This window comes from Flavobacteriaceae bacterium HL-DH10, assembly GCA_031826515.1.
GTDB classification, from domain to species: domain Bacteria; phylum Bacteroidota; class Bacteroidia; order Flavobacteriales; family Flavobacteriaceae; genus Thalassobellus; species Thalassobellus suaedae.
The window spans coordinates 1327149-1350805 of record CP134536.1 but is presented as its reverse complement, the minus strand read 5'-3'; the positions used below and the strand labels follow the sequence as shown (position 1 = coordinate 1350805).

The window sequence follows — 23657 nt, the reverse complement described above, 5'->3', positions numbered from 1 at the left end:
CTATGAATTTAGACACCAACATAAGATATTCGGATGCAGATTTAGCAGAATTTAAAGTGCTGATTTCAGAAAAAATAGAAAAGGCAAAACATGATTTAGAGCTTATTAAAAGTGCATATATGAATGACCATAATAATGGTACAGAAGATACATCGCCTACATTTAAAGCCTTTGATGAAGGAAGTGCTGTTATGAGTAAAGAATCTAATTCACAATTAGCCATTCGTCAAGAGAAATTTATTCGTGACTTAAAAAATGCTTTAATTAGAATTGAAAACAAGACCTATGGTATATGTCGTGTAACAGGTAAGTTAATAAATAAAGAGCGTTTAAAGTTGGTGCCTCATGCTACGTTAAGTATTGAAGCAAAAAACATGCAATAATTTTCAATGAATATATATTTGAAACGTCTCTCTCGATAGTTGTCGGGGTTGAGACGTTTTTTATTTGTCATTCCTGCGCATCCCGATAGCTATCGGGAAGGAATACATTTTAAAGCGTTTTTGTTTGATGTCACTAAAAAAATCTATTTTCTTAATCATTCTTATTTTACTCATCGATCAGGTTAGTAAAATATATATTAAAACCCATTTTACGCTTCATGAAAGTATTGATGTCTTTAGTTGGTTTAAAATATATTTTATTGAAAATGATGGTATGGCTTGGGGAACAAAAATTAGTGACTTTGTCTCTTTCATCTCAGATAGAACTGCAAAAGTAGCTTTAACTTTATTTAGAGTCGTTGCTATATTTGGTATTGGATATTGGTTGTATGACACGACTAAAAAACAGGGTTCTAAAATATTAATAATAGCAATAGCTTTAATATTTTCAGGAGCTTTAGGAAATATAATTGATTCTGTTTTTTATGGTGTTTTGTTTGATGACAGTTATAATCAAGTTGCAACATTTTTACCAGAAGCAGGAGGTTATGATTCCTTACTACACGGTCGCGTCGTAGATATGCTATACTTCCCGTTATTTGAAGTAGATTTACCCCAATGGATTCCGTTTTATGGGGGTAAACGTTTTAACTTTTTCGAACCTGTTTTTAATATCGCAGATATGGCTATAAGTACAGGTTTTATTATGCTTATTGTTTTTAATAAAAAGGCGTTTTCTAATAATTAAGTAGAAACTTCAATTATTTATTAGGTAAGTATTTTTCTACTCTTAAAGGTATTTGTTATATTTAATAAATTTTTTTAAAACCCTCAATTAATGAAAATTAAATACCTGCTTCTTGCCTTATTCTTCATATGTCTTTCAAATATAATTAGTGCTCAAAACACTTATGATATTGTTTTTCCGGGAAATGACAGAAATCAAAAGTGTCAACAATGTTTTCAAATATTTAATAAAAAACCCAAGGAGGTTCAGTTTTCAATAAAAAGAGAACATGATAATCTGTATTTTCAGGTTAATGATAAAAATTGGTTCAATTTATTGTTTAAAAATGATGGAGATGGTGTTGCTATTGATATTGTTTTAAAAGACAGGTATGCCTGTGATATTGAATTGATTAAAAAGAGTCAAATAAGAGGGTTTTTACTTAAGCCTGTTTATACTAAAGACTTAAGAAAAGGGTTAAAACCCAATGGAGAAAATATTTTTAGAACGTTTGTTGGTAAAATACCAGAAGGTTTTCTTAATGACGAATTAGAATATAACATCTTGTTTTTAAACAATAAAAACTTATGTCAGTATTATACAATTTACGATTTAGAATCTTACCCTTGGGAGTTGTTAGATATGGGAATGTACTTAGATTCGTTAACATATAATCCAAAAGAAATAAAATCATCTGCACAAGAAAGTTATGTGCTTAGAAACAAAACTTTAAAGTTTAAAATTCCTTTTAAAAAGAATAAATCTAATTATTCCCAAGAAGATATAAAACCCATTTATGATTCTTTACGATTAACAGATTTTAATATTAAAGCTATAAATATTAAAGCATATTCGTCTATAGAAGGACGTTTAGATAGAAATATAGAATTACAGGAGCAACGTGCTAATAGTATTGTAGCGGCGTTACAATCATTTCAAAAACCAACTATTAAAACAACGGTTTCTTCTTCGGAAAATTGGGTGGAGTTTTTAAATGATATTAAAGGAACTAAGTACGAAAGTTTATCGGGCTTGAGTAAATCTAAAATTAAGGCAAAATTAATAGGAGGACTTTCAGAAGAGATGGAGTCTATCTTGAAGCATCATAGAAAGGCGGTTTTAGAGTTAGAATTAGAAAAGAAAGACAAGTATAAAACGATGACTGCTGATGTTTTATTAAATAAATTTAATACGGCTATTACTGCCGAAAAATTAGATGAAGCAAGGGTTATTCAAAATTCAATTTTCGAAAGGCTTAAAGAAAAAGAAGTATCACCAGATATTTTAAGAAAAATGAATATCCCAAAACAAGCCAAATTTGTTAAGATATTTAATAAAAATTCAGCCTTTAGATATATGCTAAATGTTAGACAAATTTTAATTGTTTATAACGAATTATTAGAATTAGAAAAATTAGTTCCTAAAGATCGAGAAGTAAAATACAATATAGCAGCTCTTAAAATTCAATTATGGCGTTTTAAAGCAATAGAAATAGATGAAACTAAGTTAAAAAGTCAAATTGCTGCATTAAGAAATTACGGAATAGATAGTGCGCTTATTTCTAGAATGATGGTTAATTTTCATATTGTTAGAGCCGAAAATTTAATGCAAAAAAGAGATTATGTAAATAAAGATAAATCGGTTGCTTATATTAATAATAATTACAACAAGTTTCCGCTTTCCGATTATGATTATTTAAGTTTAGCACAATTTTTTAGTTATTATGCTAATATCGAATTGTCTGTAAAATTGCTTGAAAATAAAGCAAGAAGTATTGATATTGATGAAAACTTATTGTTTTACTATTTAAACTTAACCTTGGTAAGTGTAGATTTTACCAAAGATTTAAATTACAAAACCATTATGCTAAATGCCATTAACATGAATAAAGAACGCTACTGTAAATTATTTAATGCAGTAGAAGATGGTGGTGTTACATTTCAATTATTAGAAAATAATTATTTAAGAGAAACCTATTGCGAGAATTGTAATAATTAAAACCTATAAACTTGCTCGGGAGTCACGCAATAATCTAACTTAATATCGCTTTCATAAACATCTACAATCTCAATTTCGGCTTCAAAAAAAGATAACCCAATTTTGATGGTTTTGGGTTTGCAACCAGCTAAAAACCGGTCGTAAAAACCTTTGCCATAACCAATACGATGCCCTTTTTTGTCAAATGCTAAAAGCGGAATAAAAACGACGTCAATTTTATCACTAGAAATTTCGATGCCATCAATGGGTTCAGGAATATTGTATTTATTTTTTTTAATAACGGTACTATCTGTTAAAAGAAAATGAGTCATATCTCCAGTATCAAAATCACTTTTTGAAATGAGAATATTTTTGTCTTTACCCGAAAGAATATTTAAAATATAATCGGTGTTAACTTCTTTTTGTTCTTCAATAGCTAAAAAAATATGATAGAAAACATATTCCCAAATAGGCAGCTTTAAAAGCTGGTTGGCGATAGCTAAACTACATTCATCAATATCATTTTCTGATAAATTATTACGAAGTGTTTTGTATGTTTTTCGTAATTCAGATTTGGTCATATTTTAAGCTTCAAGTTTTGTTGAGATATGAAATAAAGCATCCCCTTGATAAACAATAGGGGATTCATTTACATTAATTATATATCCAGAATTTGGTGCTTTTACTTCGTAACTAAATTTTCCATATGGGTCGGTAATGTTTCCTAAAACATCTTTTTTTCAACATGTTTGCCAATAGCAATAGTAGCTCTAAACATACCAGAATATTTGGCGCGTTGCCATTTGCTTTCTTCAATAAAAACGGTTTCTTTTTTAGGGTGTGATACTTTAAATTTAACACTTAGCATATCTAAATGTTTTAGAACACGTTTAGCGCCATTAATTCCAGAATTTGTTATAGTTTCATCGATGTGAAATGACTTTCCGCCTTCGAAAAGTAGCATAGGTTTGCCTAATTTAAAACAGGTATGTCTAAATGATTTTGATAAGTTTTTAGAATATAAAACAAAAGGCGCTCCAAAAGCTTTTGCTAAATCATTAAGTTGTTTGTTTTTATCTATAATGCGTATTTGTGGTGCATTAAAACGACCAGCACCACCTGTATGAAAATCCATGATATAATCTACATAAGGGAGCACTTGGTTTATCAATTTATAAGCAACTCTACTAGCTAAAGAGCCATTAATAGTACCAGGAAACACACGGTTTAAATCTCTACCATCTGGAAATTCCCGTTTTAAATTTATAAACCCAAAAATATTAATTACAGGCATACATATTATAGTGCCACACTTAGGTTTATTTATACCTTTTGCAATTAATTGTCTAACAATTTCAACACCATTAACCTCATCCCCATGAATACCAGCTGTGAATAATACAATTGGTCCTGGTTTTTTTGCACGTTCAACAATAATAGGAATGTTTACAGGTGTTGATGTGTGCAAGTTGGCTACATCAAAATTAACTTCCTTGCTTTCTCCAGGATATATTTTAGTGTTTAGAATGGTTAGTATGTTAGTTTTTGGAAGTTTCATTTATTTTTTATGACTGTTTTTTTCAATATAAAAAATAATACTTTTTGCTATGTTTCGTCCTGTAGCAGCTTCAATACCTTCTAATCCTGGTGTAGAGTTTACTTCTAATAGTAAAGGACCACGAGCAGACTGTAACATATCTACACCACAAACGGGCAGTTTTAATGCTTTTGCAGCATTCATTGCTAATTTTAATTCATCATGATTAAGTTTTACAATATTTGCAGAGCCGCCACGATGTAAATTAGAACGAAATTCACCTTCTTTACCTTGACGTTTCATAGCGCCTACAACTTGACCATCAACAACTAAGGCTCTTAAATCAGCACCGCCGGCTTCTTTTATAAATTCTTGAACAATAACTCTAGCTTGTAAGCCGTTAAAAGCCTCTAGAACCGATTCTGCTGCATTTTTTGTTTCTGCTAAAACAACTCCTAAGCCTTGTGTACCTTCTAATAATTTAATAATTACAGGTGTGCCTCCAACATGCTCAATAACTTCTTCAACATCTCTGGAATAGTTAGTAAAAACAGTTTTAGGCATGCCAATACCTGCTTTACTTAAGCGTTGTAAGCTACGTAGTTTGTCTCTTGAGCGTTGAATAGAATCTGAAGTTACAATGGTAAAAACACCCATCATTTCAAATTGTCTTACTACAGCACAACCATAAAAGGTTACCGAAGCTCCAATTCTAGGAATAATGGCATCAACATAGTCTAAATATCTATCTTTATAATAAATAGTAGGTTTTTCTTTTTCTATAATGATATCACATTTTAGTGGGTCTATAACCTCAACTTTATGACCTCTTTTTTCGCCTTCTTCAATTAGCCTTTCAGTTGAGTATAAATTTGAATTCCTTGATAAGATTACTATATTCATTGTGTTTTTTTATTAAAAGAAACGTTTTCTAAATCTACATCAACAATAAATTTTTGTTTTAAAAATTGCCGCCCAATTAATACAGGGAATTTCATATCGTCTCTTGTGCTTAAAGTTAAGTTAATCTTATATGTTTTTCCAAAAAATACAACTTCAGATTTCACTTTATATCTGTTTTCTTTAAATCCGTTGCTGCTTTTTACATTAGTACGAGAAAATGTATCGAAAATAATTTCAGTTTTTCCAAAGTTTTTATGGTCGTCACTATTAAAAATACATCTTAAACTATTGTTTTCTTCAATAATTTTAGAGCAATGAATAGCCGATGTATAGGCGCCTGTATCAATTTTAACGTCAATATTGAATAGTCCTAATCCAGGAAAATCAACAATATCAATGCGTCCGATAATTTTTTTGTTCATTTTATTGTTTTTCAGAAATAGGCACAATGTAGGGAATTAGTCAATTAAAAATTGAAAATGTTTAAAAGTTTAACACATATATATAAGTAGTATTTCAACAATAAAAAATTAAAATAATTACCTTTGATTTAATGGATATTCCCGATTTAGAAATACAATTAAAAACACTACCAAATCAACCTGGAGTTTATCAATATTACGATAAAGAAGGAACAATTATATATGTAGGAAAAGCTAAAAATTTAAAAAAACGGGTAAGCTCCTATTTCACAAAAACTCACGATAATGGAAAAACCCGAGTATTAGTAAAAAAAATTGCCGACATAAAGCATATCGTTGTTGATACAGAAACTGATGCGCTTTTACTTGAAAATAACTTAATTAAAAAATATCAACCTCGCTATAATGTGATGTTGAAAGACGACAAGTCGTATCCTTGGATATGTATTAAAAAAGAACGTTTTCCCAGAGTGTTTTCTACCCGACGTGTTTTTAAAGATGGTAGCGAATATTTTGGACCTTATACCAGTGGAAAAACAGTACATGTACTGTTAGATTTAATAAAAGGATTGTATAGTTTGCGCACTTGCAATTATCATTTAGCTGAAGATAAAGTTGAGGCTGGTAAGTATAAAGTATGTTTAGAATATCATTTAGGAAATTGTAAAGGTCCCTGTGAAGGTTTAGAGACTGAAGCATCTTACAATGAAAATATTAAAGCTATAAAAGAAATTTTAAAAGGAAATTTTAAAGATTCTTTAAACCTATTTAAGCTTCAAATGAAAAGTTTTGCTGAAAACATGCAGTTTGAAGACGCTCAAAAAATAAAAGAAAAGATTGAGGTTTTAGAAAACTACCAAGCAAAGTCTACGATTGTAAATCCTAAAATTAGCAATGTAGATGTGTTTTCTATTGTTAGTGATGAAAGTTATGGTTACGTTAATTTTTTGCAATTATCATACGGTTCTATTATCCGTTCACATACCTTAGAGATTAAAAAGAAATTAGATGAAACCGATTTGCAGTTACTAGAATTAGCAATAACCGAGATTAGACAACGATTTAATTCCAATTCAAAAGAAATTTATGTGCCTTTTAAGGTAGAATTAGGAGATGATGTTAAAATTACTATACCTAAATTAGGCGATAAAAAGCATATTTTAGATTTATCTATTAGAAACGCCAAGTATTATAGATTAGAGCGTTTTAAACAAATAAAAATTGTAGACCCAGACAGACACGAGAAGCGGATTATGGCACAAATGAAAACCGATTTACGTCTTCATGAAGAGCCAAGACATATTGAGTGTTTCGATAATTCTAATATCCAAGGAACAAACCCTGTAGCGGCTTGTGTGGTGTTTAAAAATGGGAAACCAAGCAAAAAAGATTATCGTCATTTTAATATAAAAACAGTTGAGGGACCAGACGATTTTGCTTCTATGGAAGAAGTGGTGTATCGCAGATACAAGCGTCTAGTAGAAGAGGAGCAGCCATTGCCACAACTTATTATTATTGATGGGGGAAAGGGGCAATTATCATCAGCATTAAAAAGTTTAGACGCTTTAAATTTAAGAGGAAAAATAGCCATTGTTGGTATTGCAAAACGTTTAGAAGAATTATTCTATCCAAATGATCCAATTCCCTTATATTTAGATAAGAAAAGTGAAACCCTAAAAGTGATTCAGTTTTTACGAAATGAAGCTCACCGTTTTGGGATAGAACATCATAGAAATAAGCGAAGTAAAAGTGCTTTAAATACAGAACTTGAAACTATTTCTGGAATAGGAGAAAAAACAGTTGTAGATTTATTGAAACATTTTAAGTCGGTAAAACGTGTTGCTAATGCAAAATTAGACGAATTAGAATTAGTTGTTGGTGTATCTCGTGCAGAGAAAGTTTATAATTATTATCATAAAAAATGAAACATCCATGACTATTAATTTAAAGGTACAGAGTAATGATTTTATAAGTGTTACAAGTGAAAATTGAAAAAATAAATAGAAATACATGAAATACCTACTAACCTTTTTATTATTTGTTGTTTGCCTTGAGAGTTTTTCGCAGGATAAACAAAAAGATAATGAGGTTAAGGTAGGCTTAGTGTTAAGTGGTGGTGGTGCAAAAGGATTAGCGCATATTGGTGTGTTAAAGGTTATTGATAGTTTAGGGGTAAAAGTTGATTATATAGCAGGTACAAGTATGGGGGCTATTATAGGTGCGTTATATGCTTCTGGTTACTCTGGTAAAGAACTCGATTCCATTTTTAAAGAAGTAGATTTTGATAAAATTATAAATGATGAATTGCCTAGAGCTTCAAAAGCTTTTTATGAGCGTGATAATTCTGAAAAATATATATTAACCCTGCCGTTCGATAACTTTAAAATTAAGTTGCCTTCGGCGCTGTCGAGAGGGCAAAATACCTATAGTTTGCTATCTAAATTAACCTTTCATGTTAATAATATTAATAGTTTTGATAAGTTGCCCATTCCGTTTTTCTGTATAGCAACTAATGTGGAAACAGGTAAACAAGTGTTGTTAGATAAAGGCGATTTAACACAATCTATATTGGCAAGTAGTGCGCTTCCATCGCTTTTTCAACCTGTTATGATTAAGAATCAAGTATTAATTGATGGTGGTGTAATAAATAACTATCCTATTGATGAATTACGAGAAAAAGGAATGGCTGTTATTATTGGAGTTGATGTTCAGGATGAGTTATTAAATCGGGATGAATTAACATCGGCACCAGATGTTTTAATTCAAATAAATAACTTTAGAACTATAAAGACTATGGAGACTAAAGCACAAAAAACGGATATTTATATTAAACCAGATATTAAAGCTTATAATGTCGTTTCCTTTGATGATGGAGCAAAAATTATTGAAAGTGGTAAGCGAGCTGCTATTTTAAAATCTGAAGCTTTAAAATCTTTTTTTAAAACTAAAAAAAATGAAAAAATAATAAAGCAATTTCCAGATAGTATTACAATTAGTTCTTTTTCTATTGAAGGAATAAATAATTATACCAGAGCTTACGTTTTAGGAAAGCTAAAATTAAAATCTAATAAAAAAATAAGTTACAATGATTTTTCAAAAGGGATAGATAATCTTGTTGCAACTAACAATTTTGATTCCTTTCAATACAAATTAGCTAAAAGTGAAAATGAAGAAAATTATCATTTAATAGCAAAACTGAAAGAAACAAAAAACACAACTTTTTTAAAATTAGGGTTACATTTTGACGATTTATATAAAAGTGCAGCATTAATTAATTTAACCCAAAAACGTTTATTATTTGACAATGATATAGCCTCAATAGATTTTATTTTAGGGGATCAGGTTAGGTATAATTTTGAATATTTAATCGACAGAGGTTTTTATTGGAGTGTAGGTGTGCGTTCTAGATATAATACATTTAATAAAAATATAAATGCCCAATTACTTTTAGAAGACACTGAAGTAAGTGCCATGGGGCTTAATAAAATTGATGCTAAATTACAAGATCAAACCAATCAGTTTTATTTGCAAACGCTTTTTAGAAAGGATTTTGCATTAAGTATGGGAATAGAGCATAAACGATTAGAAGTGAAATCAGAAACACTAAAAATTTCTAATGGAAATGATGATTTTATATTTGAAAACACCGATTATTTTAGTGTTTTTGCGAATATAAAATTAGATACATACGATAATAAATATTTCCCTAACAAAGGTGTTTATTTTAATAGCGATATATATAACTATTTTTATGCTTCAAAGTTTAACCAAGATTTTGATAATTTTTCAATAATGAAAGGCGCTTTAGGATATGCTTTTAGTCTATCAGATAAATTAGCTTTTAATATACATAGTAGTGGTGGTTTTAAATTTGGTGATAAATCTACCCGATCATTAGATTTTGCTCTTGGAGGTTATGGTAATAATTTAATAAACAATTTTATTCCTTTTATAGGATATGATTTTATTTCTCTTACAGGCGATAGTTATATAAAAGCTTCTTTTAGTGCGGATTATGAGATTTATAAAAAGCACCACATAACTTTAGAAGGAAATTGGGCAAATATAGAAGATGATTTATTTGAAAGTGGTGAATGGCTCACGCTCCCAGATTATCAAGGTTATGGTTTAGGATATGGCATAGAAACTTTCATTGGACCTATTCAGGTAAAATATAGCTACTCCCCAGAACAAAAACAAAGTATTTGGTTTTTTAATATCGGTTTTTGGTTTTAGGTTTTATTTAGCATTAATAAGAGACTCCATCAAAACAAAAACGATTAAGGTTTTCTGTTTTATGTAACAAATTAAGGTTAAGAACTTCTTATATAAACATCATGTCTTAAGAATTTTTATATTTTTGGAATAGTAATTGTAATTTCTTACTTAAAACAATAAATGTAAATTTAAGAAGTTACATGTCAATGACCCATAACAGATGAAAAACATACTACTTATAATAACAGTAATATTTACCATACAAATGTCTTTTTCGCAGCAAGAATCTGCGTTTGAAGATGGGGAATGGTTTAAATTTAAAATGAGCTATAGCGGCTGGATGAAAGCTGGAAACGCTACACTTACGGTTAAAGATTCTAAATTAGGAGATAAAGATGTATACCATGTTGTTGGCAAAGGCTGGACTACTGGTATGATAAAATGGTTTTTTAAAGTAAAAGATAGATACGAAAGCTATTTTGATAAGGAAACCAATATGCCGTATAAATTTGTTAGAAATATTGATGAAGGGGGACATACCAAAGATTTAGAAATAGATTTTGATCAGCAAAATAACAAGGCCTACGTTAATGACAAGAAGCATAATAAAAAATCTGTAATAGATACGAAACCTAATATTCAAGATATGGTGTCTACATTTTATTACTTGCGAAATAACCTAGATACAAGTGATTTGAAAATTGGAGATGAAGTTCGTATAGATATGTTCTTTGATGAAGAAAATTACGGTTTTAAACTTAAATATTTAGGAGAAGAAACCATTAGTACCGATTTTGGTAAAATTGAAACATTGAAATTTAGACCTTACGTTATGGCAGGTCGTGTTTTTAAAGAAGAAGAAAGTTTAACACTTTGGGTTTCAAAAGATAAAAATAAATTACCTTTACGAATCAAAGCAGATTTAGCAGTTGGCTCATTAAGAGCAGATTTAGAAGCTTTTAAAGGATTAAAACATCCATTCAAAATAGTTGTCAATAATTAAGGAATTTTGAAGTCTAAAATAGAAAACCAACTTAAAAAAATACGAAGCAATAGATCAAGATTTAGAAGGCTATCTTGAAGGTTTGTTAAATAGTAAACCTTTAAATTATTGGGATTATATTCAAACAGATGCTTTATTAAATCTTCAAGTACAACGTACGGTTTTTAAAGATGAAATGGTTTTCATCATGTATCATCAAATAAATGAACTTTTATTTAAAATGATACTTTGGGAGATAGATCAGGTGGCTAAAACAGATGAGGTTGATGCAATTCTATTTACTTCTAAACTCATGCGTATTAGTCGTTATTTTGATATGCTAACGTCGTCTTTTAGCATTATGAAAGATGGTATGGATGTAGACGATTATAATAAGTTTAGAACCACATTAACACCTGCAAGCGGATTTCAAAGTGCACAATACAGAAAGATTGAATTTGCGTCTACCGAACTTATAAATCTTATTGATAAACGTTTTAGAGATACAATTGATAGAAATTCATCTTACGAAAATGCTTTTGAGCATTTGTATTGGCAAGCTGCGGGAAAAGATTATAAAACAGGAAAAAAAAGTTATACATTAACAGTTTTTGAAGAGAGATATAAAGACGAATTTATTAGATTTACCAAATTTTATCAAACTAACAATTTGTACTCTAAATTTAAAGAACTTCCAAAAGAAGCTAGAGAAAACAAAGACTTAGTTGATGCTATGCGTCATTACGATTATACCGTTAATATAAAGTGGGTGATGGCACATTATAATACAGCAAATCATTATTTAAAAATAGGCGGAAAAACGGCCGAAGCAACAGGAGGAAGTGAATGGGTAAAATACATGCATCCAAAATATCAAAAGAGAATATTTTTTCCAGAGTTATGGACAATACAAGAAATAGAAAATTGGGGAATAGATATTTAATATTAACGTTATTAATATTGCTATTTATTGGTTGTAAAGAAGAACCAAAAACAAAATTAGTAGAAGAAGAATTAGCAGCAGTTGAAATACCTAAAGAATTATATGAATTTGGGTTTAAATTAAATGACTTTGTTGTTAAAAGAGATACTATAAAAAAAGGAGATAGTTTTGGAGAAATTCTTGAAAGAAATAGAATTGGTTATCCTAAAATATTTCATATCGCCGAAAAAGCTAAAGATAGTTTTGATATAAGACGTCTTCAAATTGGCAAACCATATACCTTACTTTGTTCTAAAGATTCTTTAGAGTTACCAAAATGTTTTATATATCAACCAAATTTAGAAGAGTATGTCGTTATTAATTTTCACGATTCTATTCATACCTATACGAGTAGAAAACCTATAAAGTATGTTGAAAAAATAGCCACAGGTATTATTAATAATAATATTTCTCAAACTTTAGAAGAGCAAGGTTTAAGTCAGCGTTTAGCCTATAAAATGGCAGATGAAATTTATGCATGGACTATTGATTTTAGGCGTCTTCAAAAAGGAGATCGTTTCAAAGTGATTTATACAGATAAATATATAGATGATACCATTTATACAGGTGTTCATAATATTAAAGCTGCTTTTTTTGAGCACAATAGTGAACCTTTTTATGCTTTTGAATTTGAAACAGATTCTGTAAAAGGTATTGTAGATTATTTTAATGATGAAGCCAAAAATTTACGTCGTGCCTTTTTAAAAGCACCAGTGAAATTTAAACGTATATCATCCAGATATAATTTAAAAAGAAGAATTGCAGTTTATGGTTATAAAGTGCGCCCACACAAAGGAACCGATTTTGCTGCAGCTATAGGAACACCTATTATGGCAACTGCTAATGGTACTGTTACAGAGTCTAAAAGACGAGGAGGAAATGGTAATTATGTAAAAATAAGACATAATGCGACCTACGAAACGCAATACCTTCATATGAGTAAGCGTAAGGCTAAGGTTGGTCAGTTTGTAAAACAAGGTGATGTTATTGGTTGGGTAGGCATGACAGGTAATACGGGAGGACCGCATGTATGTTATCGTTTTTGGAAAAATGGTAGACAGGTTGATCCATTTAAACAAAAATTACCAGAGGCAAAGCCAATTTCAGATTCATTAAAAGTAAAGTATTTAGATTTTATAAAACCAATAAAAACTCAATTGGATGCGATTCCATTTGAAGAATCTAAATCTGAAGAAACATTAAATAATAATTTAGTCACATTAAACCATTAGTATATGGCGTTACCAACTATAAATCCTACAACAACAGAAGCATGGAAAAAACTTCAACAACATTTTAATTCTGTAAAAGATGTTCATATGAAAGATTTATTTGCTCAAGATAAAGAACGAGCAAATAAGTTTACTGTTAAGTGGGATGATTTCTATGTAGATTTTTCAAAAAACAGGATTACAGAAGAAACTTTAAAGCTTTTAATTGAATTAGCTAATGAAGTTAAATTAAAAGACGCTATTAAGAGTCAGTTTTCTGGCGAAATAATAAATGAAACTGAAGGAAGAGCTGTTTTGCATACCGCATTACGTGCGCCTAAAAACTCCAATTTTACTGTAGATGGTGTTAATGTGATGCCAGAGATTTATCAAGTAAAGCAAAAAATTGAGGCATTTACTAATGAGGTGGTAAATGGTGAAAGAAAAGGTTTTACTGGTAAGGCATTTACCGATGTGGTTAATATTGGAATTGGAGGTTCCGATTTAGGACCTGCGATGGTTGTAGATTCTCTTCAATATTATAAAAACCATTTAACAACACATTTTGTTAGTAATGTAGATGGCGATCATGTTAACGAGGTCATTAAAAAATTAGATCCGGAAACGACTCTTTTTGTTGTTGTTTCAAAAACATTTACTACACAGGAAACGTTATCTAATGCCAATACTTTAAAAGACTGGTTTTTACAATCGGCAACAGAAGATGCTATTGCAAAACATTTTGTAGCAGTATCAACTAATATTGCTAATGTTAAAGCTTTTGGAGTAGATGAAAACAATATTTTTCCAATGTGGGATTGGGTTGGTGGTCGTTTTTCACTTTGGAGTGCTGTGGGCTTAAGTATTAGTTTAGCTGTAGGTTATAATAATTTTGATAGTTTGCTACAAGGTGCTAATAAAATGGATAATCATTTTAAAAATGAAGATTTTAAAAATAATATCCCTGTTGTTTTAGCATTAATAAGTGTTTGGTATAATAACTTTTTTGATGCGGAGAGTGAAGCTATTATTCCTTATTCTCAATATTTGAATCAGTTTGCAACCTATTTGCAACAAGGTATTATGGAGAGTAATGGTAAAAGTGTTGATAGAAATGGAAACCCAATAGACTATCAAACAGGAACTATTATTTGGGGTGAACCTGGAACTAATTCGCAACATGCTTTTTTTCAGTTAATCCATCAAGGAACAAAATTAATACCTGCCGATTTTATTGGTTTTGCTAATGCATTACATGGAAATAAAGATCATCAAGATAAATTAATGTCCAACTTTTTTGCACAAACAGAAGCGCTTTTAAATGGGAAAAGTGAAGCTGAAGTTATTTCTGAAGGAGCAACAGGAGATTTAATACCTTTTAAAGTGTTTCAAGGAAACAAACCAACAAATACTATATTTATTAATAGGTTGTCACCAGAAAGCTTAGGTGAGTTAATAGCCATGTATGAGCACAAAATATTTGTACAAGGTGTCATTTGGAATATTTTTAGTTACGATCAATTTGGTGTAGAGCTAGGTAAACAACTGGCAACTAAAATTTTACAAGAATTTAACAATATAAGTAATAACGAACATGATTCTTCTACTTCTAATTTGTTAAATTACTATAAGAATTTAACTTAGTTTTTAACAATTTTTTGTTAAAATCACAAAAACAGCATGAATATTTTAATATTTATGCTGTTTTTGCTTGTAATAATTGTTAATATTTGTTAACAATTACATAATATATAATGCCAATTAATATGTATTTTTGCCATGACTAATTTCAAATAATTAATTATGAAAAAAACTACGCATTTTTTAATGTTAACTGTAGGATTCTTGTTTTCTACAGTAATTATGGCTCAAAGTACTATCTCGGGTACTATTTTAGAAGCTGGAACAAACATGTCTTTACCTGGAGCTAATGTTATTGAAAAAGGTACAACTAATGGAGTTGTTACCGATTTTGATGGTAATTTCTCTATAAAGACTGAATCTAATCAGGGAGAAATTGTAATTACTTATGTGGGTTACACCTCTAAAACTTTTTCTTTTTCTGGAGATAAAGTTATGGGTAATATTGAACTTGAATCTAGTCAAGTTGGTTTAGAAGAGATTCAAATTATAGCTTCTGTGGCTGTCGATAGAAAAACACCAGTAGCTGTTTCTACTATTAAAGCTGCAGATATTTCTTTAAAATTAAGCACACAAGAATTTCCAGAAATATTAAAAGCAACACCAGGTGTTTATGCTACTAGATCTGGTGGTGGTTATGGTGATGGTAGAGTTTCCTTGAGAGGTTTTAGCTCTGAAAATGTTGCTGTAATGATTAACGGAGTTCCTGTTAATGATATGGAAAACGGCCGTGTTTATTGGTCTAACTGGGCAGGTTTAGGTGATGTTACTTCTTCAATGCAGGTTCAAAGGGGGTTAGGAGCTTCAAAAGTTGCAGTGCCTTCTATTGGAGGAACTATTAACATTTTAACTAAAAGTACTGATGCAGAAGCAGGTGGGAATGTTTTCACTGGAATTGCAAATGATGGCTACTTAAAATATGGAATGACTTATTCTACAGGATTATCTGACAAAGGATTTGCCGCAACGGTTAGTGCATCAAAAATATCTGGTGATGGATATATTGATGGCGGAGAATTTTCAGGATATAATTACTTTATAAGTTTATCTCAACAATTAAATGAAAAGAACAGGTTAACATTTACTGCGTTTGGTGCACAACAAACGCATGGACAACGTTTTAATCGTTCTACGATTTCAGAATTATTAGATACAGATTCTGGACCACAAAAGGCTAATAAAGATTGGGGTTATAAAAATGGAGAAGTATATCACCAATCTTATAATTTTTATCACAAACCTCAAATATCTTTAAATCATTTATGGAACATTAATGATAAGTCGGCATTATCGACAGCATTATATGCTTCATTTGGATCTGGAGGTGGTCGAAGAGATGAAGGATCTAAAATAGGATCAAGCGATTATAGAATAGGTGGTGCAGGATTGCAGCCAATTGATTTTGACAAAGTCGTTGAAGAAAATATAGCTAATGGAACAGCAGGTTCTTCAGACATTATTTCTTCTTCTAGAAATTCTCATGAATGGTATGGACTATTATCGACTTACAAAAATAGAATTAACGAGAAGTTAACTGTTTCTGGAGGTTTAGATGCACGTTACTATGTGGGGTCGCACTGGTATGAGGTAGATGATTTATTAGGAGGACAATTTTTCTTAGATAATGAGTCTGATACGTATGCTTTTGGTAAACCTTTAAGAGTTGGAGATAAATACAATAAGGATTACGATGGTGTTGTTGTAAGATCAGGTCTTTTTGGTCAAGCAGAATATCAGGTTAATGAATCGTTAAATTTATTTATGGCTGCTGATGTTTCAAATACTAATTATCAACAAAAAGAGTATATGAATAGTGAAATTATTGGTACTAGAAATTCTGAGAAAGTTAATTTTGTTGGATATGGAATTAAAGGTGGAGGTAACTATAACCTAGATATAAATAATAATGTATTTGTTAATGTTGGGTATTTTTCAAAAGCACCATTCTTAGATACGGTATTCCAAGATGAAGATGGAATTGATGCTAATCAAGACGCGGAAAATGAAAAAGTATTTAGTCTTGAGCTGGGTTATGGATATAGAAGCGATAAGCTATCTGCCAATGTTAACCTATATATGACAAGCTGGTTAGATAAAGCTATAAATGGTTCTCTACCAGGACCGTCTTCAAGTGATGAGTTAGTTTTTTACAATCTACTTGGTATGGATGCTTTACATCAAGGTATAGAAGTTGATTTTAGATATAAACTATCAGACGAATTTACTGTTACAGGTATGGCATCTATTGGTGATTGGCAATGGAAAAGTGACGTGTCGGCAATTATTAGAAGTCAGGACGGCACACCAGTAGGTGAGGTTGATGTGTTTGCAAAAGATTTAAAAGTTGGTGATGCAGCACAAACTACATTTGCCTTGGGAGCAAGTTATAAATTTGCTATCAAATCAAGCCTTTATGTAGATTATAACTACGCTGGAGATATGTTTGCTTCTTACCAAGTTACAAGTAGGGGCGAAGCAGGACTTCCTGATACATGGGAAGTTCCAGAATACGGTTTGTTTGATGTAGGTGTAAGCCATGTATTTAATATGGGTTCATTTGAAGCTGTGTTAAATGGTAAAATAAATAATGTATTTAATACAGAATATGTATCAGATGCAAATGATGTAGATGGAACGGCTGCAACCGCTTTAGTATATTATGGAGCAGGTAGAACGTATAGTGTAGGATTAAAAGTAAATTTTTAAAAAAAGAACTATGAAAAAAATATTTTATTTATATACAATTTTGTTAGGAACAATCATTGTTGGTTGTAACCCTATGGAAGATATTCATAATGACGCTAATGCAAATAATCCAGGTGTTGTAGAAGAAGTTAAATTAACACTTAGTGATGATGATTATGATGAATTAGATTTATCATTTGGGAGTTTTAGTTCGTTAGACGATGCTAAATCAATGTTACCAGATTATTTATCAGAATTATATCCATTTTTAAGTAATGGGTCGGCTGTAACAGTAGATTATAGACTATACATTGGTAGTGCTTTTTGGTTAAGAGATTATAGTTTAAAGCAAGAAGATTATGCCTTAAGCGGAAGTGATTTATTAGGTTTTCAATCTGATGCTACTCCAGAAGATTATTTAGTAGATATTATTAGTGATAATTACAGTTCTCCAAATGAAGGCGATTATGTAGCAGCATCATATTTTCAATATACAGGAAGTGCATATAAAGTGACTCCAACAATTTCTCTTGAAGAAAATTTTGATTATGGATCCGCAGCAGGAGACCTAACAACTATTACTTCTGATTGGACTGCACATTCAGGAACTTCAGGTTTTGTAGTATATAATACTTCAAGTTTAGAAATGACAGATTATCCTAGTACTAATATAGGGGGTGCTATAGCTTTTGGTTCAGGTTTTGAAGATGTTAATACCTCTTTTACATCAATTATAGAAACTGGAACAGTTTATGCGAGTGCCTTAATAAACTTAAGTGAAGTTGGTGATGGAACCTATTTTTTCCACCTAATGGAAGAAGATGGTAGTTTTAATTATTCAGCTAGAGTTGGTGCTAAAAGTGATGGATCTGGAAATGTTTTGTTCGGTATTGGAGCTAGCTCATTTAATAGCCCAACTTGGGGTTCTACACCGTTTGATTTAAATACAACATACCTTATTGTTGCAACTTATGATATAGCTACTGGTACATCAAATTTATATGTTTTAACTTCACCAGAAGCTACAGAGCCTACAACACCAGAAGCAACAAATACTGGTTTTGCTGGTAATACAGCAAATAGAATTGCAATTCGCCAAGGTACTAACGGTCCAACTGGAACAATAGATGGTATTCGTGTTGCCAATACTTGGTCGGCAATTATGACTAATGACGTTTTAGATGATGAAACAGTAGGAAGTACAACATCAAATAAAGTGATTTATACTTTTACAGAGGACGGATGGGAAATAGCTACAGATGGGGTTTACTTAGTAAGTGATGAAGATTTTACTTCCATGGGTATTGAAACTTTTGGAAGTTCAACGCAACCAGATGGTTATTTGCCAACATTTTTAAATCTAAAATTCCCTTTTGCACAAGAAGGAGAAGAGTTAAATGTATTATATAGTTATGTGTCTAGTTCAAGCGGAGCTCAAACACGTGGTAATTCATATACAAAAATAGATGGTGTCTGGGTAGGTTATCAATCAACAATTGATAGTAGTTTGCAATTTGGAAAAGAAGATAACACTTGGATTCCAGATAATACTATCAGATACACTTTAGTAAGAAATGGTGATTATGAATATATGGCATCTCAATTAACTGATCCTGAATATTCAGGATTAATTGGAAACTTAGCTAGTTATGGTGATTTTGATTATAATTGGTCAGATGCACAAATTCAGTATGCATTAGCTATACTTTTAGATAACTTAGATCCTAATGCTGCAGAAGGACAAAAGTATCTTCTAACTTATGTTATTTATGATAGCGGAGAAAATGAATACACTACTAAGTTTATTAAAACTAATGGTTCGTGGGTTGTTAATGAATAATTAATAATCACATTAAACATAGAAAAGACCGTCGTAAAGACGGTCTTTTTGTTTTTATACATTGTCATAATTCGTTTCAAAAACTAAGTTCAAGTTTTAAGTTAAATTAATTAATAATCGTTAGTTATTTTAATACTCTGCTATTAAGTTCAATACATACACAAACTATTTCTATAAGGTGTAATGTTTATTTCATGATGTAATATCATATTCTTAATTTGAATTGTTTATGTTTGGATTGAATATAATAGAATGTAAAATCCTAATAGACCTTTAAAAGTCTAAGTTTTAATTCTTTTGGAATCATTCAGTAAATAAAAAAGCCCATTTGTATATTATTAACAATATATAAATGGGCTTTTTTTATTTAGAAGCTCAACTTCAAAAAGTTTCTCTATCCTTTTACAACTTTTAAAGCTATATCATTAAGTTTACTTTCTAAATGTACTTTAACTATATATAAACCAGCTGGTTTTTCTTGTATATTCATTTTTACTATTCCATCATTAACGATGTGTGATTTTCTAGAAATTAATTGAGATTGTATGGAATATAACTCTACAACAACTTCTTTTTCAACTAAAGGAACAGTAATGCTAAAACTCCCATCATTTGGGTTTGGGTATGCTTTTACTATGGAGTTTTCAGTATTAAAATCATCAATAGCAAGAGAATTTCCAGCAATAATCTCAAAACTGTCAACCGTCCAACGAGTCGGTTCATTGTTTGAATAGTATTTAAATGCAAAATAAACAGAGCCAGTAATTTCACTAATATCTATATCAGTAAAGGTGTATACTTCTTCTGTTCCTGACCCATCAGAATGCAAAGGGATTGTAACGTTTGGTACTGCTGTCCAAGTGAAATTTTCTGGACCATCTGTTTTATCATAATCTGATGAATACACTAATTCTAATGTAGATGAACCATAAGCAGCATCAGTATAAAAACTTAATTTTTCTCCAGAACTTGTATCAAAATCAATTGAATTAGATGTGATTAACCAATCTTTACTTAAAGTAACCTGTTGGTAGCCGTTAATACCTATCGAACCTGAATTATTCTCTCCGTATTGCGGGCTACATATCCAATCTTTAGTACTACTTTCACTATAAGTAAAGAAATTCAAATCACCACAATTTTCAAAATCTTCTGAAAATAAAACTATAGGTCCCTGTAAAGTTGTAACATTCAAAATCTCACTTGCAGCGGACAAGTTAGAAGAATTGTCTCTAGCTTTAATAGTAATTTGATATGTTGTGTTTGAAAATAAATTTTCAATTAAAGTAGAGGTTGTTGATGTTGATTGTAAATACACGCCATCTAAATAAATTAAATAATCAATGACATTAACATTATCTGTAGAAGCATCCCAACTAATTTCAATTTCATCATCTTTAATAGTTGTTGCTATTAGGTTTTCAGGCAAACTTGGTGCTTCAGTATCTGAATTATCATTTAAATCCCAACGGTCTTCAGCTATTAAACCACCCCAAATAAGGGTTGCTAAATACGGATTATCTATAAACGGATTTCTATTACCTTGAATTCCCTCTGCAACTGGGTTATGTTGGTCTTCAAAATCAGAAACTGGGTCTTCAGCGTTCCATTTTAAAAATAAATCTATCATATTAGGATCTGCAGATAATACGTTGCCGTAGCCTATTGCTTTAGGAAAACATTGTGTTTCAGACGTCTTAGATCCATCACCATTATACCGTAAATACATGTACATAATTGCACGTGCAACATCTCCTTTCCATTCATCACCTGGATACCAGCCACCATTGCCTGCTATAATTTTAGAATCACCACTTCCATCTGTAAATTTACGATTACTACGCAGCGAATTCCATTCTGAATCAGCTGGTCTTAAATTATGTACATCAGTTCCAGGACCTGGGTCATCAGTTACTAAAATAGGATTTGCTATAGACTTTGCAAAAATATGTTCTCTATTCCATTTACCTGGATCGCCACCACCAGTATCAGTCTCCGTTTTCGCTCTTGTTCTATCTGTTTTATAATCTCCATCTGTATCATCAAAACCATAAATCAATAATACATTTGAAGGGTTATCTGGATCTTCTTCCGCTTGCTTTAAAACATCCCAAGTATCAGTTGCTGTAGATGTATAGGGAATTGATATGTGAGTAGATTTTAATCTAGTTGATAATTCTAAAAATAAATCTTCACCAGTATTTGTCAAATCGAGACCATTATAATAAGATTGAATTTGCCCAAAAGAAGAAATGGCACATAAAAAAGTGAGTGTATAAATGAATAGATTTTTCATAAATGAATCGTTAGTTAATTAGATTTTGTAGTTATTACAAATTTATTGTTTATATATTGAAATCAATTAATTATTCAAAATATTTATGCCCCTTAACGTAATAATAACCTACGTTTAGATAGAGTTTTTTGTGTAGTAATAATGCTGAAAAAGCACAAGAATAACCGTGTAATTATATAATAAATTTTTAAACCGCTTCCTTTGAAGCGATTTTTTAATGCTTTTAATTATTACATTTGCTATTATAAATTCTAAAAAATTGTATTCATGTACGAAACCATATTATCAATTCATTCATGTTGGGCATATTTAGTGCTTTTAGTTTTAATCGTTGCAGTTGTAAATGCTTTAATTAAAACTTTTGGAGATAAAGAATACGAAGCCAAAGATTTTAGAATATCGTTATTTACTTTAATAGTGTCTCATATTCAATTATTAATTGGTTTGATACTTTACTTTGTATCACCTCGATTTGAATTATGGAGTGAATTAGGAGGAGGCGTTATGGGTAATTCTTTAGCAAGATTATACCTTGTAGAACACCCGTTTGTAAATATTTTAGCAGTAGCTTTAATAACTATTGGGTATTCAAAACATAAAAAGAAATTAACTTCTAATGTAAAATTAAAAACTATTGCTGTTTTTTATACAATAGCTCTAGTGTTATTCTTATCTAGAATTCCTTGGAATACTTGGTTGTAGGTAGTACTATTAGTTGGTTTTAGTTTTTTGGTAAGATGTCTGAATGGCAGCTGGGACTTCCTTTATAATATAAGTATAAACAGGGAAATGGTCGCTATAACCATTATCAAACCCGCCATTTGACCAACTTCTGTGAGGATAACCTTTATATTTCCCTGTATTAGTAATTAAGTAGTTTTTGTTATAGATACCTGCTTTATAATATCTAAAAGTGGAATAGTCTTTTTCTAGTAAAGGTTTCGTTACCATAATTTGATCAAATAAACTCCATGAATCTCTATAGGCTGTTGTTCCTTCGCCATTATTATAAAACGTTTCAAAAGGATTATAAACACCTTTTAATTCAACTTTTTGTCTGTCTTTTTTAGCTTTTAAAATGTCTTTTACACTTTTGTTTGTTGGGTTATCATTTAAATCACCCATAATAAAAATTTTTGCATATGGGTTTATGGTTTGTAAGGAATCAACTAAGTGTTTACTAACTTTAGCAGCAGCCACACGTTTTGGTCTGCTTCGTTGTTCACCACCACGACGCGATGGCCAGTGGCAAACAATAACATGAATAAGCTCGCCATCTAAGTTTCCACTAACCAATAATTGGTCTCTTGTATAAACTCGTTTTCTTGAATCATCATAAATTTTCAGTTCATGTTTACTTGATGCTATAGGTGTAAATATTTTTTTCTGATATAAAAGCGCTACATCAATACCTCTAGCATCAGGAGAATCAAAATGTATAATACCATAATTTTTTCTCAACAAAATAGAATCGTTAACCAAATCATTTAGTACCTGTTTGTTTTCAATTTCGGCAACACCAATTATAGCAGGACTATTTTTAGTAATATCTACACCAATTTCTGATATAACCTGAGCCATGTTTTTAATTTTCTTTAGGTAAACAACACTTCTATTTGTTTTAAGTTCCATCATAGGACTATATTCATCTAATTTGTTTGGGTCATTAATGGTGTCAAATAAATTTTCCAAATTATAAAAGGCAATAGTGTGAATTTTAAATATTTTTTCTTGTGCATTGATATTAATAAATACACATAAAAACAAAGAAAGAATAAAGAATTTAAGAGGTTTCATAGTAGTAAAAAACTGTATTTAAATATAGTTAATATAATACAAAAATTAACCAAAAA

17 protein-coding genes and 1 pseudogene are annotated in these 23657 nt (G+C 30.5%); 12 read left to right on the top strand and 6 right to left on the bottom strand.

Annotated elements, in window-relative coordinates; genetic code table 11:
* Positions 1-2: 2 nt before the first annotated feature.
* The 3 genes from RHP49_05955 (at position 3) to RHP49_05945 (ending at position 3108) form a co-directional block, all read left to right on the top strand.
* Positions 3-383, top strand: a complete 381-nt coding sequence (locus RHP49_05955) for a TraR/DksA C4-type zinc finger protein (GenBank protein ID WNH13797.1) — start codon at positions 3-5, stop codon at positions 381-383.
* Between the two features lie 127 nt (positions 384-510).
* Complete coding sequence (locus tag RHP49_05950; GenBank protein WNH14384.1) at positions 511-1131, top strand: lipoprotein signal peptidase; 621 nt, start codon at positions 511-513, stop codon at positions 1129-1131.
* 90 nt (positions 1132-1221) lie between these two features.
* Positions 1222-3108: a hypothetical protein gene (locus RHP49_05945; protein WNH13796.1), complete on the top strand. Its 1887-nt coding sequence runs from the start codon at positions 1222-1224 to the stop codon at positions 3106-3108.
* On the opposite strand, the gene RHP49_05940 is transcribed toward RHP49_05945, so the two are convergent.
* The 4 genes and pseudogenes from RHP49_05940 to RHP49_05925 all read right to left on the bottom strand — a co-directional run bounded on the left by RHP49_05940 (position 3105) and on the right by RHP49_05925 (position 5949).
* Positions 3105-3668 carry a 5-formyltetrahydrofolate cyclo-ligase gene (locus tag RHP49_05940; GenBank protein WNH13795.1) on the bottom strand — a complete coding sequence of 188 codons (564 nt, stop codon included), beginning with the start codon at positions 3666-3668 and terminating at the stop codon, positions 3105-3107. The two genes, RHP49_05945 and RHP49_05940, sit on opposite strands and share 4 nt — an antisense overlap.
* Positions 3669-3671: 3 nt before the next feature.
* A pseudogene (locus RHP49_05935) lies at positions 3672-4645 on the bottom strand (succinylglutamate desuccinylase/aspartoacylase family protein).
* Positions 4646-5527 carry a 30S ribosomal protein S6--L-glutamate ligase gene (rimK, locus tag RHP49_05930; protein WNH13794.1) on the bottom strand — a complete coding sequence of 294 codons (882 nt, stop codon included), beginning with the start codon at positions 5525-5527 and terminating at the stop codon, positions 4646-4648.
* Positions 5524-5949, bottom strand: coding sequence for a RimK/LysX family protein (locus tag RHP49_05925; GenBank protein WNH13793.1), 426 nt, complete (start codon positions 5947-5949; stop codon positions 5524-5526). Before RHP49_05925 ends, rimK begins: the two co-directional genes overlap by 4 nt.
* Positions 5950-6080: 131 nt before the next feature.
* Between RHP49_05925 and uvrC the strand changes: the two genes are divergently transcribed.
* From uvrC to RHP49_05885, 8 genes are all read left to right on the top strand, one after another.
* A complete protein-coding gene (uvrC, locus tag RHP49_05920; protein ID WNH13792.1) occupies positions 6081-7874 on the top strand; it encodes an excinuclease ABC subunit UvrC in 1794 nt (597 codons plus the stop codon).
* Between the two features lie 85 nt (positions 7875-7959).
* Positions 7960-10185 carry a patatin-like phospholipase family protein gene (locus RHP49_05915; GenBank protein WNH13791.1) on the top strand — a complete coding sequence of 742 codons (2226 nt, stop codon included), beginning with the start codon at positions 7960-7962 and terminating at the stop codon, positions 10183-10185.
* Between the two features lie 202 nt (positions 10186-10387).
* Complete coding sequence (locus tag RHP49_05910; GenBank protein WNH13790.1) at positions 10388-11170, top strand: DUF3108 domain-containing protein; 783 nt, start codon at positions 10388-10390, stop codon at positions 11168-11170.
* Positions 11171-11252: 82 nt separating this feature from the next.
* The gene (locus RHP49_05905; protein ID WNH13789.1) at positions 11253-12092 is read left to right on the top strand and encodes a tryptophan 2,3-dioxygenase family protein; all 840 of its coding nucleotides are present in this window, start codon (positions 11253-11255) and stop codon (positions 12090-12092) included.
* Complete coding sequence (locus RHP49_05900; protein ID WNH13788.1) at positions 12050-13363, top strand: peptidoglycan DD-metalloendopeptidase family protein; 1314 nt, start codon at positions 12050-12052, stop codon at positions 13361-13363. Before RHP49_05905 ends, RHP49_05900 begins: the two co-directional genes overlap by 43 nt.
* Positions 13364-13366: 3 nt before the next feature.
* A complete protein-coding gene (pgi, locus tag RHP49_05895) occupies positions 13367-14986 on the top strand; it encodes a glucose-6-phosphate isomerase (protein WNH13787.1) in 1620 nt (539 codons plus the stop codon).
* Between the two features lie 159 nt (positions 14987-15145).
* Complete coding sequence (locus tag RHP49_05890; protein WNH13786.1) at positions 15146-17689, top strand: carboxypeptidase-like regulatory domain-containing protein; 2544 nt, start codon at positions 15146-15148, stop codon at positions 17687-17689.
* Between the two features lie 10 nt (positions 17690-17699).
* Entirely contained in the window at positions 17700-19508 is a 1809-nt protein-coding gene (locus tag RHP49_05885; protein WNH13785.1) for a hypothetical protein, read from the top strand.
* 394 nt (positions 19509-19902) lie between these two features.
* Here the strand turns inward: RHP49_05885 and RHP49_05880 are convergent, their stop codons facing one another.
* A complete protein-coding gene (locus RHP49_05880; GenBank protein ID WNH13784.1) occupies positions 19903-21804 on the bottom strand; it encodes an endonuclease in 1902 nt (633 codons plus the stop codon).
* A 267-nt stretch (positions 21805-22071) separates the two neighbouring features.
* Here RHP49_05880 and RHP49_05875 point away from each other — a divergent pair, with 267 nt between their 5' ends.
* Positions 22072-22506 carry a hypothetical protein gene (locus tag RHP49_05875; protein WNH13783.1) on the top strand — a complete coding sequence of 145 codons (435 nt, stop codon included), beginning with the start codon at positions 22072-22074 and terminating at the stop codon, positions 22504-22506.
* Between the two features lie 9 nt (positions 22507-22515).
* Here the strand turns inward: RHP49_05875 and RHP49_05870 are convergent, their stop codons facing one another.
* Positions 22516-23601: an endonuclease/exonuclease/phosphatase family protein gene (locus tag RHP49_05870; GenBank protein WNH13782.1), complete on the bottom strand. Its 1086-nt coding sequence runs from the start codon at positions 23599-23601 to the stop codon at positions 22516-22518.
* Positions 23602-23657 lie beyond the last annotated feature (56 nt).

Coding starts and splice junctions, on each gene's coding strand:
- RHP49_05955 (WNH13797.1), top strand. CDS start 3: ATGAATTTAGACACCAACATAAGATATTCGGATGCAGATTTAGCAGAA.
- RHP49_05950 (WNH14384.1), top strand. CDS start 511: ATGTCACTAAAAAAATCTATTTTCTTAATCATTCTTATTTTACTCATC.
- RHP49_05945 (WNH13796.1), top strand. CDS start 1,222: ATGAAAATTAAATACCTGCTTCTTGCCTTATTCTTCATATGTCTTTCA.
- RHP49_05940 (WNH13795.1), bottom strand. CDS start 3,668: ATGACCAAATCTGAATTACGAAAAACATACAAAACACTTCGTAATAAT.
- rimK (WNH13794.1), bottom strand. CDS start 5,527: ATGAATATAGTAATCTTATCAAGGAATTCAAATTTATACTCAACTGAA.
- RHP49_05925 (WNH13793.1), bottom strand. CDS start 5,949: ATGAACAAAAAAATTATCGGACGCATTGATATTGTTGATTTTCCTGGA.
- uvrC (WNH13792.1), top strand. CDS start 6,081: ATGGATATTCCCGATTTAGAAATACAATTAAAAACACTACCAAATCAA.
- RHP49_05915 (WNH13791.1), top strand. CDS start 7,960: ATGAAATACCTACTAACCTTTTTATTATTTGTTGTTTGCCTTGAGAGT.
- RHP49_05910 (WNH13790.1), top strand. CDS start 10,388: ATGAAAAACATACTACTTATAATAACAGTAATATTTACCATACAAATG.
- RHP49_05900 (WNH13788.1), top strand. CDS start 12,050: ATGGACAATACAAGAAATAGAAAATTGGGGAATAGATATTTAATATTA.
- pgi (WNH13787.1), top strand. CDS start 13,367: ATGGCGTTACCAACTATAAATCCTACAACAACAGAAGCATGGAAAAAA.
- RHP49_05890 (WNH13786.1), top strand. CDS start 15,146: ATGAAAAAAACTACGCATTTTTTAATGTTAACTGTAGGATTCTTGTTT.
- RHP49_05885 (WNH13785.1), top strand. CDS start 17,700: ATGAAAAAAATATTTTATTTATATACAATTTTGTTAGGAACAATCATT.
- RHP49_05880 (WNH13784.1), bottom strand. CDS start 21,804: ATGAAAAATCTATTCATTTATACACTCACTTTTTTATGTGCCATTTCT.
- RHP49_05875 (WNH13783.1), top strand. CDS start 22,072: ATGTACGAAACCATATTATCAATTCATTCATGTTGGGCATATTTAGTG.
- RHP49_05870 (WNH13782.1), bottom strand. CDS start 23,601: ATGAAACCTCTTAAATTCTTTATTCTTTCTTTGTTTTTATGTGTATTT.